Annotated in this window: 19 protein-coding genes; 12 read left to right on the plus strand and 7 right to left on the minus strand. The window is 48.1% G+C overall.

The annotated features are described in order from the left end of the window. Window positions 1-12: 12 nt before the first annotated feature. Complete coding sequence (locus tag KJS57_RS20155; RefSeq protein ID WP_213656127.1) at window positions 13-1848, plus strand: FTR1 family protein; 1836 nt, start codon at window positions 13-15, stop codon at window positions 1846-1848. A gap of 60 nt (window positions 1849-1908) precedes the next feature. Here the strand turns inward: KJS57_RS20155 and KJS57_RS20160 are convergent, their stop codons facing one another. Beyond that, complete coding sequence (locus KJS57_RS20160) at window positions 1909-2334, minus strand: DUF1801 domain-containing protein (protein ID WP_213656128.1); 426 nt, start codon at window positions 2332-2334, stop codon at window positions 1909-1911. A 139-nt stretch (window positions 2335-2473) separates the two neighbouring features. Beyond that, the gene (locus KJS57_RS20165) at window positions 2474-2920 is read right to left on the minus strand and encodes a MarR family winged helix-turn-helix transcriptional regulator (protein ID WP_211023349.1); all 447 of its coding nucleotides are present in this window, start codon (window positions 2918-2920) and stop codon (window positions 2474-2476) included. Between the two features lie 200 nt (window positions 2921-3120). On the opposite strand from KJS57_RS20165, the gene KJS57_RS20170 reads away from it, so the two are divergent. From KJS57_RS20170 to nagA, 3 genes are read left to right on the plus strand one after another with little or no spacing between them, the layout of a single operon-like run. Further along, window positions 3121-3993: a MurR/RpiR family transcriptional regulator gene (locus tag KJS57_RS20170; RefSeq protein ID WP_211023351.1), complete on the plus strand. Its 873-nt coding sequence runs from the start codon at window positions 3121-3123 to the stop codon at window positions 3991-3993. Next, the gene (nagB, locus tag KJS57_RS20175; RefSeq protein ID WP_211023352.1) at window positions 3986-4714 is read left to right on the plus strand and encodes a glucosamine-6-phosphate deaminase; all 729 of its coding nucleotides are present in this window, start codon (window positions 3986-3988) and stop codon (window positions 4712-4714) included. The genes KJS57_RS20170 and nagB overlap by 8 nt, the downstream gene beginning before the upstream one ends. Further along, complete coding sequence (nagA, locus tag KJS57_RS20180; protein WP_213656129.1) at window positions 4714-5895, plus strand: N-acetylglucosamine-6-phosphate deacetylase; 1182 nt, start codon at window positions 4714-4716, stop codon at window positions 5893-5895. Before nagB ends, nagA begins: the two co-directional genes overlap by 1 nt. A 94-nt stretch (window positions 5896-5989) precedes the next feature. Here the strand turns inward: nagA and KJS57_RS20185 are convergent, their stop codons facing one another. The 4 genes from KJS57_RS20185 to KJS57_RS20200 all read right to left on the minus strand — a co-directional run bounded on the left by KJS57_RS20185 (window position 5990) and on the right by KJS57_RS20200 (window position 8599). Next, window positions 5990-7087, minus strand: a complete 1098-nt coding sequence (locus tag KJS57_RS20185) for a YhcN/YlaJ family sporulation lipoprotein (RefSeq protein WP_213656130.1) — start codon at window positions 7085-7087, stop codon at window positions 5990-5992. A 189-nt stretch (window positions 7088-7276) separates the two neighbouring features. After that, window positions 7277-7480, minus strand: a complete 204-nt coding sequence (locus tag KJS57_RS20190) for a hypothetical protein (RefSeq protein ID WP_213656131.1) — start codon at window positions 7478-7480, stop codon at window positions 7277-7279. Next, window positions 7477-7890 (minus strand): hypothetical protein, encoded by a 414-nt coding sequence (locus KJS57_RS20195; protein ID WP_213656132.1) that lies wholly within the window; start codon window positions 7888-7890, stop codon window positions 7477-7479. Before KJS57_RS20195 ends, KJS57_RS20190 begins: the two co-directional genes overlap by 4 nt. A gap of 217 nt (window positions 7891-8107) precedes the next feature. After that, entirely contained in the window at window positions 8108-8599 is a 492-nt protein-coding gene (locus tag KJS57_RS20200) for a hypothetical protein (protein WP_213656133.1), read from the minus strand. Window positions 8600-8790: 191 nt separating this feature from the next. Here KJS57_RS20200 and rfbG point away from each other — a divergent pair, with 191 nt between their 5' ends. The 6 genes from rfbG to KJS57_RS20230 all read left to right on the plus strand — a co-directional run bounded on the left by rfbG (window position 8791) and on the right by KJS57_RS20230 (window position 13522). Continuing rightward, entirely contained in the window at window positions 8791-9906 is a 1116-nt protein-coding gene (gene rfbG, locus KJS57_RS20205) for a CDP-glucose 4,6-dehydratase (RefSeq protein WP_213656134.1), read from the plus strand. Beyond that, complete coding sequence (rfbC, locus tag KJS57_RS20210) at window positions 9903-10457, plus strand: dTDP-4-dehydrorhamnose 3,5-epimerase (protein ID WP_213656135.1); 555 nt, start codon at window positions 9903-9905, stop codon at window positions 10455-10457. The genes rfbG and rfbC overlap by 4 nt, the downstream gene beginning before the upstream one ends. Before the next feature lie 13 nt (window positions 10458-10470). Next, complete coding sequence (locus tag KJS57_RS20215) at window positions 10471-11238, plus strand: glycosyltransferase family 2 protein (RefSeq protein ID WP_213656136.1); 768 nt, start codon at window positions 10471-10473, stop codon at window positions 11236-11238. 25 nt (window positions 11239-11263) lie between these two features. Next, complete coding sequence (locus KJS57_RS20220; RefSeq protein WP_213656137.1) at window positions 11264-11941, plus strand: GNAT family N-acetyltransferase; 678 nt, start codon at window positions 11264-11266, stop codon at window positions 11939-11941. 14 nt (window positions 11942-11955) lie between these two features. Further along, window positions 11956-13083 (plus strand): DegT/DnrJ/EryC1/StrS family aminotransferase, encoded by a 1128-nt coding sequence (locus tag KJS57_RS20225; protein ID WP_213656138.1) that lies wholly within the window; start codon window positions 11956-11958, stop codon window positions 13081-13083. Window positions 13084-13207: 124 nt separating this feature from the next. Next, entirely contained in the window at window positions 13208-13522 is a 315-nt protein-coding gene (locus KJS57_RS20230) for an alpha-helical endospore appendage domain-containing protein (RefSeq protein ID WP_213656139.1), read from the plus strand. Between the two features lie 602 nt (window positions 13523-14124). Here the strand turns inward: KJS57_RS20230 and KJS57_RS20235 are convergent. Beyond that, window positions 14125-14466, minus strand: a complete 342-nt coding sequence (locus KJS57_RS20235; protein WP_213656140.1) for an alpha-helical endospore appendage domain-containing protein — start codon at window positions 14464-14466, stop codon at window positions 14125-14127. A gap of 233 nt (window positions 14467-14699) precedes the next feature. Here KJS57_RS20235 and KJS57_RS20240 point away from each other — a divergent pair, with 233 nt between their 5' ends. Next, a complete protein-coding gene (locus KJS57_RS20240) occupies window positions 14700-16355 on the plus strand; it encodes a glycosyltransferase (protein ID WP_213656141.1) in 1656 nt (551 codons plus the stop codon). A 66-nt stretch (window positions 16356-16421) separates the two neighbouring features. Continuing rightward, entirely contained in the window at window positions 16422-17528 is a 1107-nt protein-coding gene (locus tag KJS57_RS20245; RefSeq protein WP_306434252.1) for a glycosyltransferase family 4 protein, read from the plus strand. Window positions 17529-17546 lie beyond the last annotated feature (18 nt).

Here is a 17546-nt window from a genome sequence, read left to right on the forward strand (position 1 = left end):
AGAGGAAGAAAAATGAGTTCCAAAATCAACCGCATCATACATGGCTTGCGTCTCCGGCACTTCCCCATGCGGTTATCGCGCCTGCTGGGATGCTTAATTATTTCGGTTATGCTGCTGGCATCTCAAATCGGGCATGCCGGCGCTGAAGAATCCGAGTCCATGGAGTCGCTTCTTCCTCTCGTTGGCGGCGCGCTTGTCGACGCCGGATCACAGGAGTGGGAACAAGCTTCCCGGGAGCTGGAGCAATTCGAAAAGTTATGGAACGAAATCATGGGTGCCGGCCGTGCGGATGATTTTGACAAGCAGATCCAAACCCGCTTGGCCGCAGCCCGAACGGCGCTGGATAATAAAAACAAAGAAGACGCCAATGCCGCACTTTCGGCCCTTGCTAAAAAAGTAAACGAATATGTAGATACCCATACCGAAGACAATAATTTGTCGGTCGGCAAGGAGTCCGCCGGGGAACTGCTGTCTATGGTCGAAAAGACACTGACCCCCTTACAATCCGGGGACATCGAGCAAGCACAGTCGCGTTTTAAAACGATTGTTCAAGGATGGAGCAAGTTCGAAGGGCCGATCCGCAGTGGGAATTTCGCCGTATACAGCGACCTCGAGACCCACCTCAGCCTGATCCGAATCGCTTTGCAAGCCGAGCCGGTCAAAAGCGAACAGGCGATAGCAGAACTTCAATCGCTAAAAGCATTGCTGCAGGATTATTCCGACGGAAAATTAGACGTTCAGGATAGTAGCGCCGGCGAACGGGAAAGGAAAACATTGCGCGATGCCCTGCCTTTGCTCCGGCAAGCCCTGCAGGCAGCCGAGGCTAAGGATGCCGATACGGCGTCATCCCGAATGCAGGAATTTATCGTTCTATGGCCGTCCGTGGAAGGGGAAGTTTCAATCTCTTCAGCGACTTTATACACCGCCACCGAAAATGAGATGTCCGAGGCGCAGGGTTACCTTGTATCCTCTCCTCCCGATACCGTGAAAGCCGTGGAAATCATCAGCGGCATGATCAACGATCTTGAACCCATTTCGGACAGAGGGTCTTATTCGGCATGGGATGCGGCACTAATCCTTCTACGTGAAGGCCTGGAAGCAATACTGGTGCTGGCGGCGCTGCTCGCTTTCCTTAAACGTTCCGGAGATCGGTCAGGACGTGTCTCCATCTGGGCTGGCGCCGGCACAGGACTGGTATTGTCAGGAATTTTGGCCGTTGTCCTTACTCTGGTAGTTTCCGAGGCCATCTCCGGCGGAACCCGCGAGCTTATCGAAGGCGTCGTCGGCTTGTTGGCTGTCGTTATGATGTTGACAGTGGGCCAGTGGCTTCACAGTAAATCAAACGCCCAAGCTTGGAACAAATACCTGAATGAACAGGTTGGAGGAGCGCTAGCCCGTGGAAACCGCTGGTCCCTGTTTGCGCTGGCTGGGCTTGCCATTCTTCGGGAAGGGGCCGAGACCGCCGTCTTTTATATAGGAATGGCTCCTTCCATCGAACCGAAACAACTGGTTACCGGTATCCTGGGAGCTTTGGCCGCCTTGACGCTTCTTGGCTTTTGTATCATCCGCTTCACTGTGAAACTGCCGGTTCGCATGTTCATGCTCACCGCAACCGTACTGATTTACTATCTCGTAATCCGTTTCCTGGGGGAAGGCATTCATGCCCTGCAGATTGCCGGGGTAATTCCCGGCCACAACTATCGCCTTCTGCCTTCGGTCGGCTGGATCGGCGCTTACCCTACATGGGAAACCTTTATTCCGCAAGTCATTGTGCTAACATTCATACTTTGGCGACTGTTCGCCTCAAATCTGCGGAAATCGCCTCGACAAGATAATATGAGCCTTTAGAGTAAAAAAACGCCCCCTGCATAACCGTTGCAAGGGGCGTTCCGCATTCTCGTCAAACAATTATTCTTCCGCAGGATAGGTTTCTTTTAGAAACTGCACGGACTGTTGAATTAGTTCCTTCAAAATATCTTCATTAATATCCGCCACTTTATTAATATAGACGCAGCCTTTTCCGGCCGTATGCTTGCCCAGTTGCTCCAGCAGCGCTTCCCGCGCCGTATCGCCTGTTGCAAAATACAAGCTAATCTTTGCCTTTCTCGGGGAAAAGCCCACGAGCGGCGCATCGCCTTCATGCCCAGTGGCGTACTTATAATGGTAGGAGCCGAACCCGATGATGCTGGGGCCCCACATTTTAGCCGGATAACCCGTCGTTTCGCTGAAAATATCCAACAGCCGATAGGCATCTTCGCGTTTTTTCGGTTGTTCTACATTTTCGATAAATTCGATGACGCTGTTTTCGGTTTCCTTTGTTTTCAACTGATACATCACAGACCCGCCTCTTTTCTCCACACTGCAGACTGATCGAGTTTAACCTCGAATCTAAACCTTCTATTATTTAACGTGTTTCGATTTGAAAAGAAGCCTGCCGCAAGGCAAGCTTCTTTTCATCTCCCTCGAATCATTGTCATTCTTCCGATTTCGGAGTATCATTCTGCGCAAACTTTTCGATGACCCCGATCAAGACTTCTAATTCATGCGACGTCAAATCGGAGAAATAAGTTCTCAGAACCTTGCGCGAACGATTCCCCGCTTCCTTATAAACTTCCGCCCCAAGCTCGGTGACCGATAAAAGCACCGCCCGCCGGTCCTGTTCATCATGTCGCCGCTCGATGTAACCGCTTTGAACCAGGCGATCGGCCATCACCGTAATCGCACTCGGTTTTACCTCCAGTTTGTCGGACAAATAACTGACATTACAGGAGTTATTTCTGGCGATTAACGCAAGCATATGAAATTGAGGGCCGGTTAGGCCAAGCTCGCGGTGCTGCATGATTTCGCTCTGCATCTTGCGAAACGTCTTGGACCAAGCGTTCAGAATTCGGTCGATGTACTCATCCAGATTATAATCCAACGATAACCCACCTCTACGGAACATAGATGCTCACCCTAAGTGTAGTATGTACCTACCGAAAAGACAAGGATTCTCTACGTTTCGCGGCAAATCCGCTTGCTTTAAAAGATAGAATGTCTTATGATGAAATCAAAATTATTTTCATGATTTTTATCAATAATTTAAAAATTATTTTCGTACAATATAAAGAGGGTGAATCTATGCAAAACCCAATCCTGCACGCGCTCTCGAACAACCTAGAATCACTTCCGCCACAAGAGAGACGGCTGGGGGAATATATTTTAAAAGCTCCTGCATCCGTAATTCATCAGGGAATAACCGAGCTTGCATACACTTGCGGTATTAGTCCGTCCACGGTGACCCGATTTTGCAAAACCTTTCATTTCAGAGGATTTCCCGACTTCAAAATGAAGCTGGCCGGCGAACTCGCCCATAGCCCTTCGGAATCGCAATACCAGGATGTGATCGCGGGCAACGATCTTCATAAAATCGTACAGGCCATGGAGGCGAATCACCTGGCATCCATTACGGATACCACGCGACTGCTCGACATGGATGAGCTCCGCCGGGCCGTCGACACGCTGTGCCAGGCAAAGCGGATCGATCTGTACGGGGTGGCGACCTCCTCGATCATTGCCCAAGACTTTTATCAAAAGCTGGTCCGAATCGGTAAAAACTGCACCGCCTTCGCTGATTCTCACATGCAGATCACCTCGGCCTCTTCCCTCGGGAAAGGGGACGCCGCCCTGGCTATCTCCTACAGCGGAGAAACTCCGGAAACCATTGATGCCTTAAGATGCGCCAAGGACAGCGGAGCCGTCACAATCTCGTTGACCCAATACGGCAGCAATGGACTCGCAACTCTGGCCGACATATCTTTATTCTCTTCATCTCTGGAGGAAGGTATGCGGCGCGGGGATATGGCTTCGCGAATCGCGCAGCTGCATGTGATCGATATTTTATTTACGGGCATGGTAAGTATGGAATTCGAGGATTACATTCCGAAGCTGGAAAGCTCATATCAAAATGTTCAAATATACAGAAAACATAGGGAGGGCAACAAAAATGCTTAACATTATCAAGGTCAAGGACGAGCAATTGTTTAACGAAACAGGAGCCGGCATCATCGCCAGTCTTCTTCAATCCAATCCCCGTGCTATTTTGGGGCTGGCCACCGGAAGCACCCCTGTCGGGGTGTACCAAAAACTGATCGAACTGCACCGTGAAGGCGTCGTCAGCTTTAAACAGGCCAGCAGCTACAATCTGGATGAATACATCGGCCTGGCTGAAGATCATCCGGAGAGCTACCGCAGATTCATGAACGAGAAGCTGTTTAACCATATCGATATTTTACCGGAGAATACCCATGTTCCTTCCGGAACTGCCGAGGATCCTGCCAAAGCGGCGGCCGATTACAATCGCCTGCTGGAGAATGCCGGTCAGATCGATCTTCAACTGCTCGGTCTCGGTCATAACGGGCATATCGGCTTTAACGAACCAAGCGGGGAGTTACAAGGCCCGACTCACATTGTGGAGCTGGATGCGCGGACACGGCAGGCCAATGCGCGTTTCTTTGCTTCCATCGATGAAGTGCCTACCCATGCGATTACGATGGGAATCGGCTCTATTCTGCAAGCCAAGCAAATTCTGCTGATGGCCAAAGGAGAAGACAAGGCGGAGATCGTCGCCCGGGCCCTTAAAGGTCCGATCACGACGCAATGTCCGGCTTCGTTCCTGCAGACTCATCCGAATGTAGTAGTCGTCCTGGATCAAGCCGCAGGAGGTCTTGTCTAATGAACAAGGGTACATTCCGAATCATTCATGCGGAAGTCGTTACCCCGCGGGGGATTTTTCATGATGGAGCCGTTGCGGTGCGGGACGGCGTCATTACTTATGTAGGCTCGACCGCAGGTCTTCCTTCCGATCCGAAGGATTCCCAAGAAACGATCGATGCTGGAGGCAGCTATGTGCTTCCGGGATTTATCGATGTTCATGTGCACGGCGGGATGATGCAGGACTTCTCCGAACCGAGCAAAGAAGCGTTCGATGACATAACCAAGCTGCACTGCAGCCAAGGAACGACCTCAATGCTGGCCACCACGATGACGCTTCCCAAAGCGGTCATTGAACAAGTGCTGGAAGAGGTTCATCAGTACATTCACAGTGAAATGCCATATGCAAAGCTGGCGGGCGTCCATCTCGAAGGACCGTTCATCAGTCCAAAATGGCCCGGCGCTCAAAATCCGGCTCATATTGTGCCGCCTAACCGCAGCTGGGTAGAGGCCTGGGAAGAGCAGTATCCAGGTCTTATCAAACAAGTAACCTTTGCTCCGGAACGCGAGGGCGCACACGATCTGATCCGGTTCCTGCGTGAGAAAGGCATCGTAGCCGCAGCAGGCCATACGGATGCGACTTATGAAGAAATCATGGCTGCCGTCGAAGTAGGCTTGCACCATGCCGTGCACACCTTTAACGCCATGACTCCGCTGCATCACCGTAAGCCGGGTACAGCAGGCGCGATCCTAAGTTCTCCGGCAATCAGCGGCGAAATCATCGCCGACGGTATTCACGTGCACAAAGCGGGAATTCAACTGCTTGCCAGCGTGAAGACGGATCACAATCTTATTTTGATCACGGACGCGATGTCCGCTGCCGGTCTCGGCAACGGCGAATACAAACTCGGCGATCTCCCTGTCGTCGTAAAGGATAATGTATGTACCCTGAAGGAAAGCGAAGGAACATTGGCAGGAAGCACGCTGACCATGATTCGGGGATTCCGTCATCTCGTTCAGGAAATCGGTCTGAGCGTACAACAAGCTTCGGAAGCGGCGAGCCTCAATCCAGCCAAGCTGATCCGCATCGATCATTTGACCGGGTCGGTCGAGACCGGCAAGCAAGCCGATTTGCTGTTGGTGGGCAAAGGCAATCTGGATCTGCAAAAGGTTTGGGTTGAAGGCCGTATATTTGAAGGGTAAACCAGATATTACGAAATATAAGAAACCGGAGGCCCTAGCCTCCGGTTTCTTTTTTGGGCCAAGCTGCATTAGTTCTTACCGCAACGGGGTTCGCTTAGCGCGTTACGCCGCCGGAATAACCGTTTCTGTTGATCCCGGAACCATGCGTACCACCGTTAATTCCATTAGGTGTTGTCGGAGCATAGCCGTTCGGTCCGGTCATCGTGCCGGCACGCGATGGAAACACTCGTTGAATCGTGTTCTCGAAATCGGCGATGAAGCCGTGAAGGGTGGCTCCGCCGCGGGACTGTGTCGCATAATTGCCGACCTGGGTCACGAAGTCAGAGTTTCCGGAAACATACACGTTGCGGATATGAGGGGCCGTCTTTTTAACGATATTAGAGACCTCATCCTTCACTTTTTGCGGAACATTGTCAGTCACTCTTCCCGCTTCAGTACCGTTCCCGAGGCCATGGAAGGTTCCCGTTCCTCTTGTTCCCATGGTCCCCGTACCGGTTCCCATGTATCCTGTACCTGTCCCCATTCCTGTCACATTGCGGTTTCCGTTCGTGCCGTAGGTGTTGTTCGTCCCGTTCATCCCACTCATCCCATTAAAACCAAGACCATTATTATCCAATCCGATACGTGTTCCCCGGCCCGTCATAAGGCCGCTGCCGTTGCCGCCGCGAGTTACGTCAAACAAGCTGCCGGCTGTTCCGGAACGCCCCGTTAAACCGCGGGCCAATCCGTTGTCTCCTGCGCCGCGGGTTCCATAATCCGCGCCATAGGGGCCTCCGTAATTGGTGGTTCCCCGGTTACCGTCGATCGCTGTTCCCATCCCTGTCGACTTCCCAGATATTCGGGAGCCGGCCCCGTTATTCTTTCCGTGAAGCGTCAAGGCTACATATGCATCCTTGTCAGTCACGACGACATGGGCGGTTTGAACATCGCGCAATCCAGCCACTTTATTGCTCAAGGCAGGGCTGTACTTCAGCGATGTAATCCGCTCCGTTCGTCCGTTGCCGGCACTGCGCGAGAACAGACGATTTCCTTCGGGAAGCGAATTCACGTCGTAATTCCGTCCATCATGGTTCCGTAAGCTTTGCGTCCGAACTTTGTTGTTGTCCGTACGGGTTCCGCAGGCCGTAATTCCGACCATCCCGGTGATAAGAGCGGCGGACAATGATAATTGGATCATCTTTTTCATACGCATCGAATGAACATTCCCCTTCCATAGCTATAATGACTGCAGCTATAGAATGGCCCTTGCGCAGATTCGGTATCCTGAAAAGTTTTGACAACCCGCCATTCTTCCGCTCGCTCTCCAACTATACGTAAATTTTTCGCAAACCCGCCGCAAAATAGAAGGCATCCATGCGCTTTCCATTTACGGCTTGTTTCCTCACACTACTCGAATGTAAGCGACGACGGAGGTTAGAATAGATACGGTTTTGCTGCCTTCGGAACCATCAACACCGCCCGTGTTTACTTTAATAAAGGTCTTGTCAGATGAAACAAGGGTGCCGGTGATCGTATCAACCGAAGTCGTTACCTGTACATTCTGCCCAATTAATGTAGCAACTCTGCTGGCATAGGTGTTATTCATTTCGCTTCTCCCTCCGGTCCTTCAGATTCGATGGCCAGCGTATTGGCGAAATTAACAATAACGGTAATGTTCTCGTCTTCTGTCAATACCGCATACCAGTTGCCAACTTCCGTAATTACGCCTTTAATCGTCCCCACCGTCGTCGTTATCAGTACCTGGTTATTAAGATTGCTGCGAGCGATTGCCGCAAATGGCGAAGAGTCTATCCCTCCTAAAATTTCAAGAACCGTATTGATCTTGCCGCTGATGGAAGCAGACGGGATAGTTGCATCCGATTTGAATAATTCGGTAAGCAAATCCACTAACTCTTTTGAATCGGAGCCTTCCCCTAGCAAACGAGCCAGCGGACCTGGCCGCAAAGCTTTTTCAATCAGATTTACCAATTCTTCCAAGTTTGATTGGGTAGCCATCTTCTCAAAACCTCCATTTCAGATTCGTGTAGCTCTATTAAGAGCTTTTACACTTTCATATATATACAGAGAATTCGAATACGGAAACTAGCAGGTGCGGAATAAGTGAAAACTGTGCCGGAGTCTATCATCGGCCACTTATTTTCAAAAAAAAAGGCTATCCCCGAAGGCCATGCTTCACACCTTTCGGGAAAGCCTCTTCTTCCAAATCCTAAAATCAGCGCGACTGATTTTTCAGCATGGCTTGCAAGGAAGCTAGAAATGAACTTCCGTTCAAGTTAAAAGAACCTGCAAGGTTCTGAACAACTGCGCTAGCTTCTTCATAAAACGGACGGATCATGGAAAGGGCCGCAGCAGGATCGACATTCGGATCCCTGATCAGGGATTGAATATGACTCAATTGTTTCATCAAGTCACTCAAGATTTGTTCATTCAAGCCGGAAGAAGGAGCAGTCCCTCCTCCGTTGGCCGTCTCGGCAAAGACGGAACGCAATTCGGATTGAGTTTCTTCATCTAAATCAAGAGCTGCGATTTGTTGTTTGTACTGATCGAGGGTTTCCTGATCGGCACCGCCTTCTCGAAGTGATTCCGTGTTGGATTGCATCTCGCCCAATTTGCGGAAAATTATGCCCAGCGGATGATTTTCATCCATTACCTGTCCTTGAAGCAATGTCATAATTTGCTGCAATCTGACTTCTAAATCACTCATTGGGTATTCCCTCCCTTCTCGCTGATATATTATGCAGAAAACTCGGCCGTGATTGGATGAATACATATTTTTTGAAATTACTAATTCTATAGTTTTTTGCCAGTTTCAAGTCTATCCCCCGAGCCATATGATGCCTATGAACAAATAACTAACTTCATTGATTCGAACAAAAAGGAGAGGGGGATGATGAAATGAGGCTCGACAATCTGGGACTGGACCCGGACTTCTGGAGAGGGAAAAAGGTGTTTCTCACGGGGCATACGGGATTTAAAGGTACCTGGATTAGCCTTTGGCTCCATGCGATGGGCGCCTCGGTCACGGGTTATTCCCTGCGTCCAGCCACTCAGCCTAGCATTTATGAGATTTGCCGTATGAATGAAATTGTTTCTTCCTATATTCACGATATTCGCGATTACAACTCATTAGCGGACGCTTTGCTAAAGACAGAACCCGATATCGTGATCCATATGGCCGCCCAGCCCCTTGTCCGGGAATCCTATGCCGAACCGGCCGCAACGTTTGAGATCAACATGATGGGCACGGTTCATTTATTGGAAGCGGTCAGGCAAGCCGTTCAAAACGGCTCTTCGATCTCGGCGGTTGTCAATGTCACCTCCGATAAGTGTTACGACAATCAGGAGTGGACTTGGGGATACCGGGAAATCGACCCCCTCGGAGGAAGCGACCCCTACTCCGGCAGCAAAGCCGGATCGGAGATCATCACGAACAGTTACCGGAGAGCCTTCTTTAATCCTCTTGATTCCGGCGCCTTAAAGGTACCCATAGCAACGGCCAGAGCCGGCAATGTCATCGGTGGAGGAGACTGGAGCAAAGACCGCCTGGTCCCCGACAGTATCCGCGCAATCCGAAACAAGAAACCGATTGTGATCAGATATCCTGAAGCCATCCGGCCTTGGCAGCATGTGCTGGAGCCTTTGTACGGTTACCTGTTGCTGGCTCAAAAAATGACAGACTCCGGCGCGGCCTTGTCCCGGGGGTGGAATTTCGGACCCGATTATGAAAATGCAGTCTCCGTGCAGCGGTTGGTGAATCTGTTGTGCAAAGAATGGGGAGATGGAGCTTCCTTTATTGCGGATCCAATTACCGACCATCCCCATGAGGCTCATTACCTGAGCTTGGATAGCTCCCTGGCCAGACAAACTTTGGGCTGGAAACCTCAATGGAACCTCGATGTGACCTTGTCCCGAACCATCGAATGGTACAAAGCCTACCTGCAGAAACAGGATATGAGAGAGTTTAGCTTACGGCAGATCAACGCTTATATGGGAGGAGGGCAGACGGGATGATCATCACTCCGTGCAGACTGCAGGGGGCTTATGAAATAACTCTCCTTCCTAATAACGATCACCGCGGCCATTTTACGCGTATCTATGATCAACAGATATTCAAAGATCATGGACTAGACTGGGACTGGGTACAGGAGAACCGGTCTTTTTCCCCAAAAAAAGGGACGTTACGGGGGATGCATTTGCAGCACGGGCCTTACGCAGAAACGAAGCTCATTCGGGTATGCAGAGGGGCGATCTACGATGTATTCGTCGACCTAAGACCGGGATCCCCCACCTATGGCCACTGGGACTCCATTCTGCTGACGGAAGAAAACAACAAAATGATTTATATCGGAAAAGGTTTTGCACATGGCTTCTGCACGCTGGAAGAAGATTGCGAGATCATATACAAGGTGGATCGTCCTTACGCCCCGCAGCATGAAGGCGGTGTTATCTGGAATGACGAAAGCCTGCGTATTACCTGGCCCATTCTAAAACCGGTCATTTCGGACAAAGATTCACGTCTTCCTACGCTCGAAGAGTTTAGACGCCGGCAGGCGCAAAAGTAAAGGAGAGATTCTAATGAAGCCATTAGTAAGTATTTTAATTCCGACCTATAACCGTCCGGATTTTTTCGAACAGGCTCTGAGGAGCGCCATGGTCCAAACCTACCCGAACATTGAAGTCATTGTCAGCGACAATAGCACCAATAAGCTCACGGAACAAGTCGTCTCACGCTACCAGGCCACACCGCGGGGATCCGTCATCCGCTATTACCATAATCCGGACAATATCGGTCCTATCGCTAACCAGCAAAGATGCCTCAATCTCGCCAAAGGGGAATTTATCAACTATCTGAACGACGATGACTTGTTCCATCCCCGAAAGATTGAAAAAATGATGTACTATTTCTTGACGCGTCCGGACGTTGTACTCGTTACCTCCCAAAGAAGAGTTATCGATGCGAAAGGCAACCGCGTCTATGTACCGCCTCTCGGGACATTCAAACAGCTCTACCCCCGGGATACGATCGTGGGCGGCAGAAAGTTGACAAGGCTTATGCTGTCCACTCAGACCAATTATATTGGAGAGCCTACGACAGCCCTGTTCCGGAGACGGGCTCTTACCGAACCCTTCGGCGTTTTGGGTGGCAAACAGGTATTCTTTGCCGTGGATATGGCGTCCTGGTTCAATCTGATGACCCATGGCAATGCCGTTTATATGGTGCAGCCTCTAAGCTACCTGCGCTTCCATTCCGATCAACTATCCCAAAATGAATACGCCCTAAAAGTCGCCAAGATGGATTATAAAGTTTTTGAAAGATTCGCCCAGATGCACGGCTATAAATAATTAAGGATAGAAAGGATCGTTCAACATGAGTGAAATATTGCGAACCTTCAAACACCCCCCCGCAGGCGACCTTTCTTCCCACTGTATCCCGATTATTGCAAGAGGCGTCGTTCGCGGCAGGTTACGGCCGATAACGATGGATACCGTCCGCAATGAAGCCGAGATCAAGCTGATTGCCGAATGGAGGGAAGCCTCCTCCGCCTGGTTCACGACCCAGTTCCCCGCCTCTGAAGAAGGGACCCGGCAATGGATCGAACAGCAGGTACTGGGTGCGGACGACCGGATTTTATTTTTTGTGGAAGATGAGGAAGGTGCACCTGTGGGACAGGTAGGCCTACTCCATTACGATGAGATTACTAAGCAATGCGAATACGATAATCTTCTTCGCGGACGTAAGGGGAAATTCGGAAATATTATGAGTTACGCCCTGATTACGCTCGGCATTTGGTCGATCGAAGTGCTGGACGTCCAGGTCGGCTATATCCGTGTCGTTGCGGACAACTACCGGGCGATCCGCATCTATCAAAGCCTAGGAGCTGAAGAAGTAGAACGAAGCCCTCTGGTGAAATTGGAAGAGAACGGCGTGACGCGCTGGCTTCCCGCTCCTGCGGAGGGGAACGCTGAGCCTGAGCGCGAGCTGGTCACGATGAGAATCCGGCGGGAATCGTTTTTGGAAATATTGAGGTCCAATCATGCGAAATGAAAGGCGGGACGGACATGAAAGTCAGACTCTTTAAACCTTCCGTCGGCAAAGATGAGCTTGAGAGCATTCAGGACTCGTTCAACAGTGCATGGCTTGGGTTGGGGCCGAAGGTTACGGAATTCGAACGGCAATGGAGCGGCTACATCGGTTCGAAAGAATCGGTTGGGGTCAATTCCTGCACGGCAGCGCTCCATCTAGCATTATCCGCCTACCGGTTCCCGGAAGGTAAAAAAGTGCTGGTTCCGGCCTTGACGTTTGCCGCGACGGCTATGGCTGTGCTGTACAATCGGCTGATCCCGGTCTTCGTCGATATCGATGAAAGGACCTTAGGAATCAGTCTCGAGGATCTGGAACGAAAGGTTGACAAGGACTGTGTCGCCGTGATGCCCGTTCACTTCGGAGGTCATCCGGTGCCGATGGACGATCTGGTCGCATGGGCTAAATCACGTAACCTTAAAGTCATTGAAGATTGCGCCCATACGGCCGGCGGCAAGTATAAAGGCAAGGCACTGGGAACATGGGGGGACATCGGATGCTTTAGTTTTGAAGAAAAAAAATGCATGACTACCGGAGACGGGGGCATGATCTCCTCCGACGATGTTGAACTGCTGAAGCCGCTTCGGCAGTCCCGGTGGATCGGCATCAATAAAGACACTTGGGCAAGGTATGAGGAAATCGTCTCGGGTAATCCGGACACAAACAGCTGGTATTACGAAATTTCCAATATCGGTTATAAGTATAATATGAACGACCTGATGGCTTCGATCGGTCTCGTTCAATTGCAAAAGCTTGACGGTATGAATCTCCGCAGGGAACAAATTATAGGGAGATACCTGGAATGCCTTGAAAAACTGGACTATATTCAACCTGCGATGCCTTATCATTTGCAGTCTTCTTCTTATTGGGCATTTATCGTGAGGGTGCAAAACAGAGAAAAATTCATCGCTCATATGCAGGAACACAGCGTAGCCATCGGTGTTCATTATATGCCGCTTCCTATGCAGCCGTTGTTCCTACAATACGCTTCAGCGACTCCAAATGCTTCCTCTATATGGGGAGAATTAGTCACCCTGCCGTTATACCCCGATTTAACGGATAAAGAAATGGAGTATGTTCAGACAATCATTACTTCTTATCAATGATGAAAAAGTCCAGAAAAGGGCTGACCAATCCCTTTTCTGGACTTAAATAAAATATAGGCAACTGTCACATACAAATATCAAACTACATATGATTATATAAATCAGGAACTGGAGGTCAACCTTGATGAGCATGCCAACCATACCGGAGGAGAATTTCAGACCGACGTTTAGCGAAGCGGTCATTGATTTATTCGAATCCATTGCATTGGAAGAAATAGCGTTATCGCATTTGATAAATGCGGAAGCCGAAAAAGTACAGGCTTTTGTCGGAAAAAGATTGGATTTTCCCACAAGACCCACAAATGGACAAATTGTAAAATTGAATCAGTCGGTTACCAAATTAATGGATACCATTGTAATGAAAGAATGGCTCTTATTAAAAAAACTTGAAAACGTGATGGAATTATCTGAAGAAATTGAACACGAATTCGAGGAATAAGTCATGTCTAGAACTATGGACAGTCCTCACCAAATCCAAGATATTTGCTTAAGAGGGTTAGAAGCCATTTCTCAAACGGAAATTGCAATCGATCGGTTATTGAGGTCCTTATGTTTACAATACATGGCTTTCAACAATACTCATGTGAATATTTGTTCGGATGAAAAATTGAAAGACTATACCAAATGTTATCTGGCAAGGATCGTTAAATCCATCTTAAGAGTCCAGAATATTCTTGTGAGGAAATCATATGTATATTACAGGGAATTGATAGATAGAGACGTTAAAGAGAAAGTAATAATGAATCACCAAGCGATTTCTGAATCCTTGTCTCGAGACATATTTGCCAAAGCGCTGATAACTCCTCCTTGCAGACAAGAACATTGGCACAGACTTTATATTTTACTTCGGAGAGCCACAAACTACCAAGCCAGGAAAATATCATTACTCACTTCCATATCAAGCATCCAATCCCATTCCCCGGCACCGCCTTACTTTGCTGATCAGACGGTTACGAATGTGCCCGCACTGCAAAGTTTGGAATACTTAATGAATCAGCAAAAAACAGCAGAATAAATCTGCTGTTTTTTTTGGTTTCTTCTTTAGGTTCCAATAACAGGATTTCCGGGGGTTAATTGAATAAGGTCCAATACATTTTCAAATTTGAACTGCAGGAGCATTTCTTTTTTGATCACATCTTGGACCGTTCTTCTCACACTTTGATTTACAAGCAATAAGTTTGAAATTGTGATTATGTTTGGAGTCAACGTTATGTTCGTTGGCGTCAACGTCCCAACAACCAGTTGAAGTTTCTCCGCTTCCGCATTCAAAATATGAGCCAAAGCCAACTCTTCAAGAGCTATCGAAGCTAACAACAGCGGGACTGTTTGCCCAACGGTAACGGAGATTGTAGGGACAATATTTGGGATATTTGCTTGTGACAAATTATATCACTTTCCTTTCTTTTCTTGATATCAGCATTATATGGGGAGAGGCTAAATCAGGAACGGCATTCGCCTTTTAATATTCGAAAATAAAAACAATCAGAATGATCAGACAGCCATGATATATGCCGTTTCCTTTCCAGTTGATTTCTATATCATAAGCATATAAGTCTATAAGGAGGTCACCGGGAAAATTGCTGTCACAGAGAAAGGATCTCAGAATAATTCATATATTGTATGATCTTATTCATAAAGAAAGCGATGAATTTGTCAGAGGGGCATTCATGCAATTGTTAGGAAGAGAACCGGATGAAACGGGAAATAACTTCTATGTTGAACAACTTTCCAGGGGAACTCCGAAGATTTCAATAATTGCGGAGCTCATTCAAAGCAGAGAGGCCAGAGTGAAATATCGAATTCTCCCTTCCGATCCGATATCAAATCCAGTCCCCAACATTCAATGGATCATCACTCAATTTTCCTTCCTTAACCATCTGGAATTCATCCACGCCTTATACAATGAATTTCTCTTGCGAAATCCAAATGCCTCGGAAGTCGATGACTGTTATGATTCCCTCAACAAAGGGATCCCACGGATATTTTTCATCATGAGCGTTCTCCTGACCGAAGAATGCCAGAGTCTTCTGGCCGCCACTAAGCCTCCTGTTGAACGACAAATTGCACATTTTCAAAATACTAAAGGAGCGGAAATACAGCATATAGGGATATTTCTTGGTTTCGGCAACGTAGAGAAGCTAGACGGAGAAGGCATCGGGCGCTTTAGTGTCAGGCTTGCAGAGGGAATTCTAGCAAAGAATGAAGAGATTATGATTCATGTCGCCACAACCGAAGATAACGCCCCAGACATCAATAATCTGTTTAACGAGCAAATGTCGATGTATCCTAATCGCTTCTTCATTCATAAATCCAATGATATCGATTGGATCAATCAAAACATTCCGGTAGAAGCCTGGATTATTCCTTTCGTAGGCCTTGAACTAGCGTTATATTTACACAAACCGCTCATTGTATGTTTACATGACCTGGTTCATCTGCACTTTCGGGATATGTATTACAACTTTCAACCTCACCATTGCTATCGAATAGATAGCATCATTTATAAATTCGCCAATAAAGCATCCGCATTCGTGTTTCATTCCAATTTCACACGGGATCACGAGGGGCTGCTTTTTCTAAAGCTGCCCGTAGCAAAAACGTATGTAATCCGGTTGGCTTCCCCTGCGGAGGAGTACAGTTTATATGAGGTTCGGGAAGAAGAACCGTTCCGGAACAATTACAAACTACCGGGCAACTATATTGTTTTTCCTTCGGCAATTAGGCTCCATAAGAACCATTTACGACTAATCGAAGCCTTTTTAAAGTTCAGGCAAACTCCGGAAGGCCGATCATCCGAGCTTTGCCTGGTACTGACCGACGATTATGCTCTTAGCCCTATCAAGTCAGAGATCGAGACTCTTCTCAATCATTGTGGAGAGGAATCCATACGAAACTCCATTGTATTTTTAGGGAAAATCCCATCGTCAGACGTGCCTTCACTCTATAAATATGCTATAGGTACCATTGTGCCGACCCTGTTCGAAGGTAGCAGTCCCTTCCCCGTCTTCGAGTCACTCCTGATGGACACCCCGGTCGCGCTGAGTCGGATCGAGGTGGCAAAAGAGGTTATTCAGGATATGGATGCGTTTATTACATTTGATCCCTATTCTGTGGATGAAATGGTTACTTCGATTCATGAGCTTTGGAAACACAATCAGACTTGGGTAGGAAAGCAAAAACATGCCATCAGCACTGCTCTCCAGAGAACTTGGTCGAATGTAGCCGAAGAATACTGTGAAGTCATCAAATCCATGTTAGCCTACAAAAACTGAAGGGAGTCCTAGCTCATGCGTATCTTGATATGGAGTTCTATATTTTCGATAGGCGGAGGATCGAGATTGCTGGCTAATTTGGCAACGGCGATTTCAAGGCAAAATGATATCGAATTGGTCCGGATTGTTGTCCCGCCGCAAACGGAATTTGCAAATAAAATCGACTCCTCCCTTTACCCCAATATTGAAATTGTGTATTTGGAGGGAGATATTCGGCACTTTATTTACCACCCTATTGTGGAAAGTTGCCATGTCGTCTATTATTTTTGGCCCCATGGACCGGAATTTGTCGACGTGAATAAGCCCTCTGTTATTACATTTCATGATGCAATCATTCTGGATTACGTTCCTCAGTTTGTAACCGGAGAATATATTAGAGATTATTGGATAAAGACAAAAAGTTGGCTCGAAAACTCCACAAAAGTCATCGTCTCATCTCAATACGTAAAAGCGAGGCTAATCAGCCACTTCGGCAACATATGTAATTCTGCCACAGTCATCCCTCACGCTATTTCTCCGGCAAAATACTTTGGAGCTACAGCCGTAACTCCAGAACTTGCTGCAAAACTTCCTGAAAAATACATCATTTATCCCGCAAATACTTCTCCTCATAAAAATCACTATAATCTATTCCTGGCTTATGCAAGGTTTTCGAGAAAGGAACAGATCCCACTCGTACTGTTTGGATATCTAACCGAGTTGTTGAGAAGTGAACCTCCCTATTGGCCGGATCATCCATCTTTACCGACCCTCGTCTCATTGATAAAGCGGATTGGACTGCGAATCGATAAAGATCTATTTCCACTCGGCCTGGTTAAAGATCAGGAAGTTTCTCCGCTAATTAATAATGCCTATGCGCTCATTATGCCTAGCCTTGCTGAAGGAGGGGGAAGCTATCCGATAGAAGAAGCGCTGAGTATGGGAGTCCCCGTACTTTGTTCGGATATTCCAGTCATGCGAGAGCATCTCTCCCGTAGAAGCGCAAAAGTGGCCTGGTTTCGCCCGGAATCTCCGGACTCCATCGCACATGCTCTTGAACATTTAGTTGCGAATTTCAAAGAATATAAACAATCTGCCATCGACGGGATTAACGATCCGACAGGAACCTGGGATGATATCGCAAAACAGTACATCTCCACATTTCGCTCTGCATATTTGGATTATTGGACTTAAAAACGTGAAAAATCCGGC

The sequence above is a fragment of the Paenibacillus vini genome (assembly GCF_018403325.1).
Lineage (GTDB): Bacteria > Bacillota > Bacilli > Paenibacillales > Paenibacillaceae > Fontibacillus > Fontibacillus vini.